At 54.6% G+C, this 13,996-nt stretch carries 12 protein-coding genes; 7 read left to right on the forward strand and 5 right to left on the reverse strand.

Annotation, left to right across the window (positions count from 1 at the left end; genetic code table 11):
- Positions 1-2: 2 nt before the first annotated feature.
- Positions 3-1,265, reverse strand: a complete 1,263-nt coding sequence (gene lysA / locus GEAM_RS14795) for a diaminopimelate decarboxylase (protein ID WP_034792890.1) — start codon at positions 1,263-1,265, stop codon at positions 3-5.
- A 130-nt stretch (positions 1,266-1,395) separates the two neighbouring features.
- On the opposite strand from lysA, the gene GEAM_RS14800 reads away from it, so the two are divergent.
- Positions 1,396-2,331, forward strand: coding sequence for a LysR family transcriptional regulator (locus GEAM_RS14800; RefSeq protein WP_034792892.1), 936 nt, complete (start codon positions 1,396-1,398; stop codon positions 2,329-2,331).
- 89 nt (positions 2,332-2,420) lie between these two features.
- Positions 2,421-3,254 carry a ChaN family lipoprotein gene (locus GEAM_RS14805; protein WP_034792894.1) on the forward strand — a complete coding sequence of 278 codons (834 nt, stop codon included), beginning with the start codon at positions 2,421-2,423 and terminating at the stop codon, positions 3,252-3,254.
- A gap of 58 nt (positions 3,255-3,312) precedes the next feature.
- Here the strand turns inward: GEAM_RS14805 and GEAM_RS14810 are convergent, their stop codons facing one another.
- Together GEAM_RS14810 and GEAM_RS14815 are read right to left on the reverse strand one after the other, a co-directional pair.
- A complete protein-coding gene (locus GEAM_RS14810) occupies positions 3,313-4,476 on the reverse strand; it encodes an MFS transporter (protein ID WP_034792896.1) in 1,164 nt (387 codons plus the stop codon).
- A gap of 319 nt (positions 4,477-4,795) precedes the next feature.
- A complete protein-coding gene (locus GEAM_RS14815) occupies positions 4,796-5,704 on the reverse strand; it encodes a LysR family transcriptional regulator (RefSeq protein WP_034793516.1) in 909 nt (302 codons plus the stop codon).
- 127 nt (positions 5,705-5,831) lie between these two features.
- Between GEAM_RS14815 and GEAM_RS14820 the strand changes: the two genes are divergently transcribed.
- The 3 genes from GEAM_RS14820 (at position 5,832) to GEAM_RS14830 (ending at position 8,723) form a co-directional block, all read left to right on the forward strand.
- Positions 5,832-6,701 carry an MBL fold metallo-hydrolase gene (locus tag GEAM_RS14820; RefSeq protein WP_034792898.1) on the forward strand — a complete coding sequence of 290 codons (870 nt, stop codon included), beginning with the start codon at positions 5,832-5,834 and terminating at the stop codon, positions 6,699-6,701.
- Between the two features lie 677 nt (positions 6,702-7,378).
- Entirely contained in the window at positions 7,379-7,969 is a 591-nt protein-coding gene (locus tag GEAM_RS14825) for a helix-turn-helix domain-containing protein (RefSeq protein ID WP_034792900.1), read from the forward strand.
- Between the two features lie 58 nt (positions 7,970-8,027).
- The gene (locus tag GEAM_RS14830; RefSeq protein WP_034792902.1) at positions 8,028-8,723 is read left to right on the forward strand and encodes an EAL domain-containing protein; all 696 of its coding nucleotides are present in this window, start codon (positions 8,028-8,030) and stop codon (positions 8,721-8,723) included.
- On the opposite strand, the gene GEAM_RS14835 is transcribed toward GEAM_RS14830, so the two are convergent.
- Positions 8,724-9,440, reverse strand: a complete 717-nt coding sequence (locus GEAM_RS14835; protein ID WP_034792903.1) for a tetratricopeptide repeat protein — start codon at positions 9,438-9,440, stop codon at positions 8,724-8,726.
- Between the two features lie 142 nt (positions 9,441-9,582).
- Here GEAM_RS14835 and GEAM_RS14840 point away from each other — a divergent pair, with 142 nt between their 5' ends.
- Both GEAM_RS14840 and GEAM_RS14845 read left to right on the forward strand, forming a co-directional pair.
- Positions 9,583-11,322, forward strand: a complete 1,740-nt coding sequence (locus GEAM_RS14840) for an ABC transporter ATP-binding protein/permease (RefSeq protein WP_034793519.1) — start codon at positions 9,583-9,585, stop codon at positions 11,320-11,322.
- A gap of 144 nt (positions 11,323-11,466) precedes the next feature.
- Positions 11,467-12,219 carry a GntR family transcriptional regulator gene (locus tag GEAM_RS14845; protein ID WP_034792904.1) on the forward strand — a complete coding sequence of 251 codons (753 nt, stop codon included), beginning with the start codon at positions 11,467-11,469 and terminating at the stop codon, positions 12,217-12,219.
- 51 nt (positions 12,220-12,270) lie between these two features.
- Here GEAM_RS14845 and GEAM_RS14850 read toward each other — a convergent pair whose 3' ends face one another.
- Positions 12,271-13,869 (reverse strand): PTS transporter subunit EIIC, encoded by a 1,599-nt coding sequence (locus GEAM_RS14850; protein ID WP_034792905.1) that lies wholly within the window; start codon positions 13,867-13,869, stop codon positions 12,271-12,273.
- Positions 13,870-13,996: the final 127 nt, after the last annotated feature.

The following is a 13,996-nucleotide window of genomic DNA, read 5'->3' on the forward strand; positions in this document are numbered from 1 at the left end:
CCTTAGATCAGCTCCAGTGCCAGCAGCTCTTCAATGGTCTGGCGGCGGCGGATCAAGCGCGGCACGCCATTTTCAAACAACACTTCTGGTAACAGCGGGCGGCTGTTGTAGTTGGAAGACATCGACGCGCCGTAAGCGCCGGTGTCGTGGAACACCAGATAGTCGCCGATTTCCACCTGCGGCAGCGAGAAGGTTTCTACCCCGCCTCCCGCCTGCTGGGTGAACACGTCGCCGGACTCACACAGCGGACCGGCGATCACTGAGTCAATCAGTGGCGCATTGCTGACGTCGCGACCATCGGCGGGCAGCAGGGAAATGTGGTGGTAGCTGCCGTACATCGCCGGGCGCATTAAGTCGTTGAAACCGGCATCGCAGAGGACGAAGTGGCGGCTGCCCATGTTTTTGGCGGCACGCACCTGCGCCACCAACACGCCAGATTCGGCAACCAAGAAGCGACCCGGCTCGATTTCCAGATGAACGGCATGACCCAAGTGAGCGGCAATCTGCTCGCGGGCGCGGTTCCATAAACCGTAATAGTGCTCGGTATTAATCGCTTCTTCGCCGAAATGGTAAGGGATCGACAGGCCGCCCCCGGCAGAAATCGCCTCAATATCATGACCAGTTTCAATCACTTGGCGCACCATCGCATCGCACACCTGCTCCAGATGGCCGTAATCCACGCCTGAACCAATGTGCATATGGATGCCCACCAGCTTCAGCTCATAACGTTCAATCTCGGCCAGCGCCTGCGGCAAGTCGCCGTACCAGATACCGTGCTTGCTGTTCTCGCCGCCGGTGTTGGTTTTCTGGCTGTGGCCGTGACCAAAGCCCGGGTTGACGCGCAGCCACACCGGGTGCCCGGCTTTCTGGCGGCCAATTTGCCCCAGCATATCGATAGAACCGGCGTTGACCGGAATATCCAGCTCGGTGACGCGGTCCAGCGTCGGCTGGTCCAGCACGTCGGCGGTGAAGACTATTTCGCTGGCTTCGCGGCCCGGCTTGAAACCGGCCAGCAGCGCGCGCTCGATTTCACCCAGAGAAACTGAGTCAACTTTTACGCCCTGCTCGCGCATCAGGCGCAGAATATGGATATTGGAGCACGCCTTCTGAGCAAAACGAATCACGTCGAACTGGCGCAGCTGGCTGATGCGCTGAGTAATTATCTCTGCATCATAGGCCCATACCGGGCAGCCAAATTCTTGAGTCAGCGCCAGTAAATTAGCGGCGTTCAGAGCAGTAGAGGTGTCGTTTAAGGCGCGTGGCATACAAGATCCTGAAGTCTGAAGAAGCGAAAGTTAGCCTGAGTATCCCGCACTCGGCACTTGCTGAAAAATATCTATTTCGCACCAGTCTATTCATTTATGATATGGGAATTACTCTCCAGCGGAGACGCCCATGGCCGCCATTTCCCTGCGTCATATCGAAATCTTTCACGCCGTGATGACCACCGGCAATTTGACCGAGGCCGCCGCGCTGCTCAACACCTCGCAGCCGACGGTGAGCCGGGAGTTGGCGCGCTGCGAAAAGCTGCTGAATCTACAACTTTTCGAACGTTTGCGCGGCCGCCTCTACCCGACGGTGCAGGGGCTGCGGCTGTTCGAGGAGGTTCAGCGTTCCTATTACGGGCTGGATCGCATTGTCAGCGCGGCGGAGGGCATTCGCCAGTTCGAGCAGGCGCAGCTCTCTATCGCCTGCCTGCCGGTGTTCAGCCAGTCTCTGCTGCCCGCCGTGTGTAAGCCGTTTCTGGACCGCTATCCTGACGTCAGTTTCAATATCGTGCCGCAGGAGTCGCCGCTGCTGGAGGAGTGGCTTTCCGCCCAGCGCCACGACCTTGGGTTGACCGAGAATACTCATACGCCTGCGGGCACCGAGCGCCAGCCTCTGCTGACCTTAAACGAAGTGTGCGTGCTGCCCGCCAACCACCCGCTGGCGGCGAAAAAGCGCCTGACACCGCAGGATTTCGCCGGGCAGAACTTCATCAGCCTGTCGGCGACCGACAGCTACCGCCAACTGCTCGACGCGCTGTTTGCCGAGCATCAGGTGGCGCGCCGACTGGTGCTGGAAACTCACAGCGCCGCCTCGGTGTGCAGCATGGTGCGCGAAGGAGTCGGGGTGTCGATAGTCAACCCGCTGACCGCGCTGGACTATGTGGAGCGCGGCAACAGCGGCATGGTGATCAGAGCGTTCAGCCTGCCGGTGCCCTTCACCGTCAGCCTGATCCGCCCGCTGCATCGCCCCGCCTCGGCGCTGGTGTCGACCTTCATCGAGCACTGTCATCAGCAGGCCCAGCGCTTCCCTCAGCGTCTTCAGGCGGCCGTGGCGAACGAATAAGGCGTCATAGCAACTTGTAAATGATAATCATTATCCATAACATGCTGGCAACTTGTGATTTAGCCCGTTATGGAATGATGAGGATCGTCATGAAAAAGTTACTGATAGTAGCCTCCTTGCTGCTGGCCGCCTGCGCCCAGCACCCCACGCCGCCCAGCCTGACCTCCAGCAGCATTAAAGATCTGCATACCGGGGAAAGCCTCACGCCTGAGCAGCTTTTGGCCCGACTGGCGAAGCAGCCACGGGTGATTGTCGGCGAGAAGCACGACAACCCGGCGCATCATCAGATTGAAGCTTGGCTGGTGGAGAGCCTCCCTACCCAGCGCCCGCAGGGCAGCGTGCTAATGGAGATGTTGACGCCGAGCCAGCAGCCCGCCGTTGAGAGCACTAAACGGCTGATGCAAACCCAGCCGGAGCTCTCTGCGACGAAAGTGGCAGAGCAGCTTAAATGGCAGAAAAGCTGGGACTGGTCGATGTACAGCCAAGTGGTGATGCCCGCTATCCAAGCCCCTTATCCGTTGCTGGCGGCGAATCTGGATCGCAGTGAAATCATGGCTTTCTACCAGAAACCGGCCTTCCCAGCGGGAGCCAACAGCGCTGATCCACAGGTCAGAGAGGCGATTGCCGACACCATTAAGGTTTCTCATCAGCAGAATATCGAGCCGGAACAGCTCCACGCCATGCTGGCCATTCAACAACAGCGCGACCGCCGTATGGCAGAACGGCTACTAGCCGCGCCAACGCCGGCTTTGCTGATCGTCGGTGGGTATCATGCCAAACGCAACGTGGGGGTGCCGGTGCATGTTCGCGATTTGCAGCCTGAGGCGCAGGTGACGGTATTAATGCTGGCGGAACAGGGAGCGGAAGTGGATAAACGGCAGGCCGATTATCTGTGGATAACCGCGGCGGCGGGTAAGAAGTAATAATAAGAAGAAGTAGCAGGAAGCCGCCCCCGGCCTGAGCCAGAGGGCGGCGAATAACTTAGGCCAGCGCCTTTTCGGCTTTCTTCGCCGCGCGGCGGAAAGTGATAACACAGAGCACGAAGCCAACCAGTCCCAACGCCCCAGCCGCCAGCGGAACCGCCGTCAGCCCCAGACCGCGAGCGATAACCGCGCCGCCAACCCAGGCACCCAAGGCATTACCGACGTTAAAGGCGGCGATGTTTAAGGTCGACACCAGATTTGGCGCATTCTTGCCATAGGTCACCACGTTAATCTGCAACGCGGGCACGGCGGCAAAGCTGACCATCGCCCAGAAGAACAGCGTCACTTCCGCCGCCAGCAGGTTCACGCTGGTCCAGCTAAACAGCGCCGAGAAGATGGCAATCAGCAGGAAAATCAGAGTCAGGGTGGCACCCAAACGCCAGTCGGCAAGACGCCCGCCCAGCACGTTGCCGATGGTCAGACCGAGACCAATCAGCAGCAGGGTCCAGCTCACGCCGTGCTCAGACACGCCGGTGATCTCCGTCAGCATCGGCGCAATATAGGTGAACAGCGCAAACATCGCGGCGGAGAAGAACACGGTGATCGACAGCGACAGCCACAGGCCTAAACCGCGCAGCGCGCCCATCTCTTTGCGCAGGTCGGTCGGCTCTTCGTCTTTAGTGTCCGGCAGCTTTTTATAAAGCGCGAACAGCGACGCCACGCCGATAATCGCCACCGCCCAGAAGGTCGAGCGCCAGCCAAGGGCCTGACCCAGCGCGGTACCCAAAGGCACGCCAAGGACGTTAGCCAGCGTCAGGCCGGTAAACATCAGGGCCACGGCTGAGGCACGGCGGTTTGGTGCCACCAGATTGGCCGCCACCACGGCACCGATGCCGAAGAAGGCACCGTGACACAGCGCGGTGATAACGCGCGCCAGCATCAGGAAGCCGTAGCTGTAGGACAGCGCGCACATCAGGTTGCCGACGATGAAGATAATCATCAGCAGCAACAGCGTTTTCTTACGCGGCAGTTTGGCAGTCAGCACGGCCATGATAGGCGCGCCGATAGCCACGCCCAGCGCGTAGCCACTGATAAGCCAGCCCGCCAGCGGAATGGTTACCTGTAGATCGTTGGCCACATTGGGCAACAGCCCCATGATAACAAACTCAGTCGTGCCGATCGCGAATGCGCTCAGCGCCAGTGCCAGTAACGAAACAGGCATAGGAAACTCCCCATTAATTAATTATTTACCCAACGAACACCACTAAAGCGGGCTGACTCGTGCAGTCAGTCCGCGAAAAGTAAGCAAGAGATCAAGACATCAGGATGGTGAAACGGGCCGCTAAACCCGTCGCAAAGTACATTGCTGCGTTAATTCATTTGTTAGCGCAATGTTGTATCTTGCCAACAGAAATACCACGCAGATCACACTTTTGACCAGTTAGAGGCCGGATCGACGGCACAAAATGCTATGAGGATTTCCTTAACCCACTGATAAACAATAAGTTAGAAGATGTGTGGAAATGTTTCAAAAATTAGCATTATCCCCCGGTCATCACCCAGCGCGGATTACCGGCAAACCACGCCACCAGAAAATCGAGCAAGGCGCGCAAAGCCGCTGGCATCTGGCGGCGCGAAGCATAAATGGCATAAATCCCCAAGGTCTGCGGCTGCCATTGCGGCAACAGCGCGACCAGCTGCCCGCTGGAAATCAGCGGCGCGGCGGAGTAAGCAGGCTGCATCACAATCCCCGCCCCTTCTACAGCCCCACTCAGCAGCACTTGCGACTCATTGGCGCTGAGATTGCCACTCACCGGTATCGCCAGCTTTTCTCCCTGACGCTCCAACTGCCACAGGCTTTTGCCGAAATAGCTGTAGGTCAGGCAGTTATGCAGCGCCAAATCCTCCGGCTTTTGCGGCGTGCCGTGGGCCGCCAGATAGGCCGGAGAGGCGCAAATCACCGAGGCACACTCGGCCAGCGGACGGGCAATCAGGTTCGGGTCGAGATCATTGGTGATACGCAGCGCCAGATCGATACGATCCTCCACCAGATTGATCGCCTTACTTTCGAGTTGCAGATCAATACTCACCTGCGGATGCAGCCGCAAGAACTCGGTCACGGCAATCGCCACCGCCCCCTGCCCGAAGGACTGAGAGCAGCTCAGGCGCAGCAGGCCGCGCAGCGCGTCGTCTTCGCTCTCCCCCGCGCAAGCCATTTCCGCCGCCACCGACAGCATTTTCCGGCAGCGCGCCAGCGTGTTCTCTCCGGCATCGGTCAGGCTGAGTTTACGCGTCGTTCGGTGCAGCAGCCGCGCGCCGGACCACTTCTCCATCTCTGATAAATAGCGCGTGACCATGGCGCGAGACATATTCAGCGACTCGGCGGCGCTGACCATACTTCCACGCTCGACAATGGCGACAAAGACTTCTGCTGCGGTGATCCTGTCCATATTATTCATCCGATTTACGCAATAAACAGTTGCGCATTATCCGGTTTTTCTCTCGATTTATGCAACGTAAAGTAACCGAATTAACCCGCGTTATTTGGCGACATCGCCCAACCTCTGAGGACACATTATGCGCCTGAAAAAATTGGCAATTACCGCCGCACTCTTACTGGGCACCAGCCTGACCGCTCGCGCCGCAGACCTGAAATTAGACGTCTACAATCCGGGGCAAAACAGCATTTTTGCCGTTTCGTCAGAGATAGTCACCGGCGAAAAAGACGCGGTGCTGATTGATGCCCAATTCCAGCGCAATGATGCGCAAAAGCTGGTGGAGATGATCAAAGCCAGCGGAAAGAACCTGACCACTATCTATATTAGTCAGGCTGACCCTGATTTCTATTTCGGTCTGGATACCCTGCACGCCGCCTTCCCTAATGCCAAGATAGTCGCAACTCAGGCCACTATCGATGAAATCAACGCCACCAAAGCGGGCAAAGTGGCATTTTGGGGTCCGCAGTTGAAAGACAACGCGCCAAAAGCGGTGATTGTGCCTGAGCCGCTGACAGGCAATTATTTCGAGCTGGAAGGCAAAAAGTTTGAAATCAAAGGGCAAACTCCTGCCCGCACCTTTGTTTGGATCCCAACGCTGAAGGCCGTCGTTGGCGGCGTTATTGTCGATGGCAACACCGAACACCTATGGGTGGCAGATACCCAAACGCCGGAATCACGTAAGGCCTGGATTGCCACGCTCGACCAAATCGCGGCACTGAAACCGACAACCGTAGTACCGGGCCACTTCCTGCCCGGCGCGGCACAGACGCTGAAATCCGTTGAGTTCACCAAGCAGTACTTGCAGACGCTGGAGAAAGAACTGCCAAAAGCCAAGAATGCGCAGGCGCTGGTTAAAGCCATGAAAGGACATTACCCGGCATTAAAAGGGGATGAGTCATTAGAAATGAGCGCCAAAGTACTGAAAGGCGAAATGAAGTGGCCGCAGTAAAATAAGATTATTTAGGATAAAATCATTTGATGGGTCCGCGAAGTCGGGCCCACTTTTTTAACTAAAAACATAACCGCTTTAATGCACAATAATTAGCTGCCAGATAAGAATACGCCTTGGAAAATACCCCTTTATCCTGCCTTGCCACCCTTCTTAGGAATTTTCCCGCTCAATTATCTCAAATTGCTAAATCTTCAAATTTCGAAAAAATGGAGTTTGCAGGGTTATTTCTCCATAAATTTCCGGCAGTAAGGCAAATAGTGCTCATCAAAGAGAGATAATGTTGTTTTAGCCCCGAGTGAGACTTCCAACAGCAACAGGCTCAGAAAACTCTTACTTCCAGCCATTAAAAAATCAGAATGCAATTATCTTGTTGTTTATTCTGCACATTTAATTAATTATGTTCAGTATTATCTTAGTTCGCAATCACTTCAAACGATCATTGAAAGACTTTTAATCGTTAAAACCTATTGAAAACGATCCCAAGCATCGGGTTAAACGATTTGTTTAGAACTTTATATAATTTATATTGATTGTTAATTATTCATAAAAAACTAACCGCCCTTTTGTACAGAAAACTATTTTCTGTGCGTGAGCTTTATGCTTTCCGAAAGGTGGTTTTTCTCTGTGTGAATCGCCTTTTCGAGTGGATTATTTGTGTTACATGGAAGGCTATCATGCCAAGAGTTATTATCTGGAGTGAATGTCAATATACTAAACTGGCGCTAGAAACGCTTATTCTAAAGTTGCCTTTCCACGTTGATGTTTTAACTCTCCCACAAAATAAAAACAGTATTACTTTCGACTCTTCCGATTATTTCATTCTCGATCCCGCAGATAAAAGTTTTTCCCGATGCTATGAGTTTTTATTACAGCATCACGAGAGAATGGATGATAACCGGATGATTTTTTATTCGGAGTCGCTTGACGCCACCATCATGTCCACCTTGCTCAAAAGAGGCATTCGTTCTTTTTCTAAAAACAATAACTTACAAGAGACAAGCAACTTAATTACCAAGTTTATCTTGCTGAAGGATATTTCAGATTTATGCGATCAGCACTTCTTGTTGATCACTAAAATGGAAATAAAAATTCTTTCCATGCTGGTCTCAGGTGTTTCTATCCGCGATATCTCGATGATATTAAAAAGAAGCATCAAAACGGTCAGTGCGCATAAATGCAATCTATTTAAAAAAATAGGCATAACGAATAATCAGGAACTATTCTTTCTCTTTAACCATAGCGTTGCAGATATGACCGCGCTTTAGGGCGAACAGTCTTGCAACGCGGCAAAAACGAGCCGTCATAAATATAGAGAAAAGAAGAATGGATCCAGCTTCGGCGTCAGAGTTCTATTTTGTTTACGAGCCTATCATCAGCCCAGCCGGTAATGTGCTGGGGTTTGAAATGCTCACGCGGCAAAATTCGCTCAATGGGCCCTGCGCCAGCATTGAGCATCTATTTTCTCAGCTGCACGCCGAACATAAGTTCGATATTTTTTACACGCAATTGAATACGCTCAGCCATCAAGCCGAGTACTTTTTGGAACACGGCTTGAGTGTCTCTTTGAATGTCGATATTGAGATTGCCGAAGGCATTATTCGCTCGGTGGCCTTAACCAACAGACTCAAACGCATGGGTTTTATTCGTTTGGAAATCAACGAGCACTTCGCCGAACTCTTTCACCCTCGCCCCCAGCCCCTGCTCAACCACCTGGCTGCCTGCTGCCCACTTTGGCTAGACGACTTCAGCGCCGACCACCAGCGTTTGCTGCCCGCCACGCTCAAGCAATTCGAGTGCATTAAGGTGGATAAACATTTCTTTTGGCAGCACCAAGGCAGCGAGGAGCTGAAGTCAGTGGTTCAGCAGCTTGGCCGCAGCTGTCAGGGCGTGATTGTCGAAGGGGTGGAAACCTCCGAGCAGCTCAGAGGTTTGAAATCGATGAATATCAAGGGGATGCAGGGTTATTTGTGGCCCGCCCGATTCCAACATAACTTAGAAAGTCACGTCAGTATCAGCTAACTAAGGCTGCACGCGGACGAAAGTTCCGGCAGCCTGTACGTTCATGCCAAAGCCGCAGTCTCCGTCGGTATGCAGCCTGACGGCTTCTGGTGCGAATTCCATGCTCACCTTGCACTCGCCGCCGCCCGCGTTCTGATCATCAGCCTGATTGTATACAGCCTTGCCGTCTTTCACGGCGGTCACTACCGAGAATTCGCCGGTATTCGGGCCGTAATAGAGCGACATCAGCCCCATGTACATGCCGCTGAAATCGATTTTGAATTGAGCTTCTTCAGCTTTGACATCCACTTCATTCCAACTGCCGTATCCGGCATATTGCCAATACTGCCCGGCAACGCTTGGTGCGGCGGGCAAGGCATCAAGCTGAGGTTGGATCTGGCTGAGGTTAAATTGTGATTTTTTGTCATCCGGCGCCAGCATCAGCCAGGCTTTGGCTTTGCGAAATTGCCCCTGACGAATATAAGTCAGCGCGATGTTGTTGTAGGCCGTGGCGATGGTGTCCTGCGGCTTGTGGCAGAATTCGCTCCATGCCACCTGATCGCGGAACAGCTCGCGCGCTTTGTCATAAGCGCCTTGCTGATAAGAGACTTTCCCCGCCGCCGCGTAAATTCCGGCTTTGAGGCAATCTTTCTCAATATCCGGCTCATCGATTTTCGCCAACGCCTGAAGACTGACAGAACAGCCCGCCACCAGCAGCAAACTCAACCCCAATTTCATCAAACACCTTTTTCTTATAACCAAATGGAACTTTTTGCAGGAAAAACATCCTTACATGTGTGCCATTGCCCTCTCGCGCTGGCTGACCCATTCTGGGATGATTACGCATTCACAACATGAAAACATTGAAACATGGCTATTTATGACTAATAAACCTGGGAAATCGGCACCTTGGCGTGCTGTCTGGCAGTTAATTAAGCCTTATTGGCTTTCCGAAGAGAAGTGGCGTGCCTGGGGCATGTTATCCGCCATCGTTATCCTCTCTTTAGCCGGCGTCTATCTGAGCGTCCAACTCAATGAATGGAACAGAGTCTTTTACGACGCGCTGCAAAACCGCAATTACCCCGTTTTCAAAGCCCAGCTGTTTAAATTCACCTGGCTTGCACTGATTTTTATCGTCATTGCCATCTACAAAGTCTATCTGACCCAAGGCCTGCAAATGAGCTGGCGTCGCTGGATGACCGAAGAGTATATGGACAAGTGGCTGGGCAATCACGCCTATTATTACACGGAGTATCAGCATCAGGTCGATAACCCCGACCAGCGTATTGCTGAAGACCTCAACGCGCTGACCAGCGGCACCCTTTCGCTGGTGCTTGGCCTGCTATCCAGCGTGGTCACCCTGTTCTCCTTTGTGTTTATTCTGTGGTCCATCAGCGGCCCGCTGACCTTTATGTTCTCCTCCCATGAATTCACCATTCCGGGCTATATGGTCTGGTTCGCCCTGCTCTACGCGGTGGTCGGCTCGGTGATTGTCTGGTGGGTGGGTAAGCCATTGGTTCGTTTAGGGTTCAACCAAGAATGGTTCGAAGCGAACTTCCGTTTTGGCCTGATCCGTATCCGCGAAAACAGCGATGCTATCGCGCTTTATCACGGTGAGAAGAGTGAACGCGACCAGCTGAGCAGCAAGTTTGAATCCATCAAAACCAACTGGTGGTCGATCATGAAAGTGACCCGTCGCCTCAACGTGGCCTCCACTTTCTATGCCCAGTTCGCCAACATCTTCCCGATTCTGGTGGCTTCGCCGCGTTACTTCTCCGGCGCAATCCAGATGGGTTCTTTGATGCAAATCTCCTCGGCCTTTGGTCAAGTGCAGGGCGCACTGTCGTGGTTTATCGGCGCCTTCACCGATTTAGCCAGCTGGAAAGCCTGTGTTAACCGTCTGGCCGGTTTCAACGCCGCCATCGATCAGGTGAACGCCCAGCCGCGCGGCATTGACGTGCGCGAGTCCGATAAAGTGGATCTGCAACTCGACGATTTGACCCTCAAGCTGCCAAACGGCACCGCGCTGTTCAGCAATGTTTCCGCCAGCCTGCAAGCCGGTGAGCGCGTGCTGGTTGCTGGCCCGTCTGGCTGTGGTAAGTCCACCCTGCTGCGCGCTATCGCCGGTATCTGGCCTTACGGCGCGGGCAGCATTCACCTCGCCGCAGGCAAGAGTTATCTGTTCCTGCCGCAGCGCAGCTATATTCCGATTGGCACCTTGCGCGAAGCCCTGAGCTATCCGCAATCGGACCGTGAATACACTGACGACCAGCTGAATACCGTGCTGGAGCAGTGCTGCCTGCCGCATCTGCAAAGCGTGTTGGATGACTATGCCAACTGGAGCCAGCGCCTGTCGCCGGGTGAGCAACAGCGCCTGTCGTTTGCTCGCGCGCTGCTGATTAAGCCTGCCATCCTGTTCCTCGACGAAGCCACCAGCGCGCTGGATGACGAAACCGAGCAGCGCATGTACAGCCTGTTAGTCAGCGAATTGCCGGACACCTCGGTGGTCAGCGTGGCGCACCGCAACACCGTCGCCAAGTACCACCAGCACTGCTGGCGCTTCAAACGCAGCGAAGAGGGCGGCAGCCACTTCTCGGCGTCCGCATTACTGCCTGAATAAGCTTTAACACTCGCCTTCCTTGCCTCTTTCCGCTCCAACGCGGGGAGAGGCAAGTCAAAACCCATCCTAGCGCACAAATCTCCGCCTCAAATTTGTTCAATTGTATACCCCGCTATACAATTAATTTTGACAACCGGAGGGCTGATGAAAATCGACAAAACCTCGTTCGTACCGCTTTATCTACAAATAGAACAGCAGCTTACTGAACGGATCAGCGCTGGAGAGATTAAACCCGGTGACCCGATCCCCACCGAAGCCGCGCTGTGTGACATTTATGGCGTCTCGCGCATGACCGCGCGCAAGGCGGTGGACTATCTGGTGCGCCAAGGTCGAGTCGAACGTTTTCGCGGGCGTGGCACCTTCGTGGTGAAAAAAGCCCTGACCCGCAAGGTGAATCTGCCTCTGGACAGGCATCTGACGTCGAGCGAGCTGGCGGTCGAAATCAACGCGCCGATTGAAAACCGCGTGCTGGCTTTCGAACGCGTTTTAGCCACGCCAGACGTCGCTAACGCGCTACAAGTGCCTGTCGGCACCGCCCTGCACTATATGGTGCGCCTGCGCCTGCTGGGGGAGGAACCTTTTGTTTACGAGCAGTGCTGGCTGCTGGCGGACCTGTTCCCCGACCTCACGCCGCAGCATCTGCAAACCTCGAAATACGCTTATTTGCGCTCCAAAGGCTATGAACCGGCGGGCAGCAATAAGCAGATATCGGCAGAACTTCCCGCCAATGAAATCCGTCTGGCCCTGCACCTGTCGCGCGATGAACCCGTGCTGCACGCCCACGCCATCTCCGAGTTCACCGATGGCACGCTGTTTGAAGTCTCGGACGTGTATTACAACCAGAAGCACTACAGCTTCAGTATTCGGGCCAGAGTCAAAGGCAAAGAGCAAAAATAAAGGCTGACCCGAGAGCCAGCCTTCTTCCTTCCACGCTTCCTTCAGCGGGCGTTAGCTAATCCCTGACAGCTCGGCTTTCACCAGATTCGCCACCTGCTCGACCTGCGGGCCATAAATCACGTGTACGTCATTGTCAGTCACCCGCTTCACCCCCATCGCGCCAGTTTTCAGCAACTTGTCATCTTGCACTTGCGACATATCTTTGACCTTCACGCGCAGGCGGGTGAAGCAGCAATCCACCTGAGAGATATTGCCTTCGCCGCCCAGCCCCAGAATGATCTCTTTGGTCTTCTGATTGCCTTCGGCAGGCTTGGCGCGCTCTTCGGCATCATTCTCATCTTCACGCCCCGGCGTTTTGATCTGCATGCGTAAGATCACCCAGCGGAAGCTGAAGTAGTAGATCGGCGCGTAGATGATCCCGAGGATCAGCGGGTACCACCAGTGGGTTTTCGCCCCACCGAGCACGCCGAAGATCAGGAAGTCGATCGCCCCGCCCTGCACGTTGCCGATCATCACGTGGAACATCTGCATCAGCACAAATGAAACCCCGGTCAGCACGGCGTGCAGCACGTAGAGCACCGGCGAAACAAAGATAAAGCAGAACTCCAGCGGCTCGGTGATCCCCGTGGTGAAGGAGGCCAGCGCCCCGGCCAGCATCAAGGCTTTCACCCGCCCTTTATGCTCTGGCCGCGCGCAGTGATACATCGCCAGCGCCGCCGCAGGCAGCCCAAACATCATCACCGGGATTTTCCCTTGAGCCAGGAAGCGCGTGGCCTGCTGGGTCACGGTATCGGTAATAGCGCCGGGATTGGCGAGCGAGGCGTTGAAGATATTCAGCGCGCCAACGATGCTCTGGTTGTCCACCGTCGTCACACCACCAATTGGCGTAAAACGCACGGTTTCATTGATGATATGGTGCAAGCCGGTGGGGATCAGCAGCCGTTCGGAAGTGGCATAAATAAAGGTGCCAATCTCGCCGGTGCGCCCGATCAACTCCCCCACCCACTGAATGCCCTCGGCGATGGTCGGCCAAACCAGCGACATCAGCACGCCGACAATTGGCAGCACCAGCACGGTAATAATCGGCACAAAGCGCCGCCCGCCGAAGAAGGCGATGGCCGTCGGTAAGGTTATGGTGTAGAAGCGATTGTGCAGCCACATGGTGATCAAACCGACCAGCACCCCGCCCAGCACGCTCATGTTATAGGTGAAAATACCCAGCGTTTGGGTGAACTCGGCGGCGTAGATCATCGCCTCACTTTGCGACATTCCCTGCGCAGTAAGGTGCGCCACGCTGATGGTGTCCGGCGTAATGTTCTGCGCCAGTAAGCTATAATTAACCCCAACGTGCAGCCCCACAAAGCCGATCACTGCGGAGAAAGCCGCGGTGGCTTTCTCTGCATTGGCCAGCCCCATTGCCGTCGCAACGGCAAAAAACAGTGGCAGGTTGGCGAACAGCGCTCCGGAAACCTGACGAATAAAGCCGATCACCAGCTGCAAAGATTTTATTTCAGCGAAAGCTTCGCCCGTTACCGCCGGGTTCTGCAACGCCGCCGCCAGCCCCAAAAATATCCCGGCTGCCGCGATCACCGAGATCGGCGTCATCAGCGCTTTACCCAGATCATGGATTTTGCTGCCTAATTTGATCATCCGTTTCCCTCAATCAGTTGGCGAAAAAAGAACCACCTATTGAGTAAAGACCATAATGTATAGTTGTATAGACATAATGGCCGAGAGTATGAATGGGATCACAGTTTGGGGGGAATGAGTAAAACAA

Source organism: Ewingella americana ATCC 33852 (assembly GCF_000735345.1).
Taxonomy (GTDB): Bacteria; Pseudomonadota; Gammaproteobacteria; order Enterobacterales; family Enterobacteriaceae; genus Ewingella; species Ewingella americana.

Excerpts from the sequence above, each read along its gene's own strand:
- lysA (WP_034792890.1), bottom strand. The coding sequence starts at position 1,265 with ATGCCACGCGCCTTAAACGACACCTCTACTGCTCTGAACGCCGCTAAT.
- GEAM_RS14800 (WP_034792892.1), top strand. The coding sequence starts at position 1,396 with ATGGCCGCCATTTCCCTGCGTCATATCGAAATCTTTCACGCCGTGATG.
- GEAM_RS14805 (WP_034792894.1), top strand. The coding sequence starts at position 2,421 with ATGAAAAAGTTACTGATAGTAGCCTCCTTGCTGCTGGCCGCCTGCGCC.
- GEAM_RS14810 (WP_034792896.1), bottom strand. The coding sequence starts at position 4,476 with ATGCCTGTTTCGTTACTGGCACTGGCGCTGAGCGCATTCGCGATCGGC.
- GEAM_RS14815 (WP_034793516.1), bottom strand. The coding sequence starts at position 5,704 with ATGGACAGGATCACCGCAGCAGAAGTCTTTGTCGCCATTGTCGAGCGT.
- GEAM_RS14820 (WP_034792898.1), top strand. The coding sequence starts at position 5,832 with ATGCGCCTGAAAAAATTGGCAATTACCGCCGCACTCTTACTGGGCACC.
- GEAM_RS14825 (WP_034792900.1), top strand. The coding sequence starts at position 7,379 with ATGCCAAGAGTTATTATCTGGAGTGAATGTCAATATACTAAACTGGCG.
- GEAM_RS14830 (WP_034792902.1), top strand. The coding sequence starts at position 8,028 with ATGGATCCAGCTTCGGCGTCAGAGTTCTATTTTGTTTACGAGCCTATC.
- GEAM_RS14835 (WP_034792903.1), bottom strand. The coding sequence starts at position 9,440 with ATGAAATTGGGGTTGAGTTTGCTGCTGGTGGCGGGCTGTTCTGTCAGT.
- GEAM_RS14840 (WP_034793519.1), top strand. The coding sequence starts at position 9,583 with ATGACTAATAAACCTGGGAAATCGGCACCTTGGCGTGCTGTCTGGCAG.
- GEAM_RS14845 (WP_034792904.1), top strand. The coding sequence starts at position 11,467 with ATGAAAATCGACAAAACCTCGTTCGTACCGCTTTATCTACAAATAGAA.
- GEAM_RS14850 (WP_034792905.1), bottom strand. The coding sequence starts at position 13,869 with ATGATCAAATTAGGCAGCAAAATCCATGATCTGGGTAAAGCGCTGATG.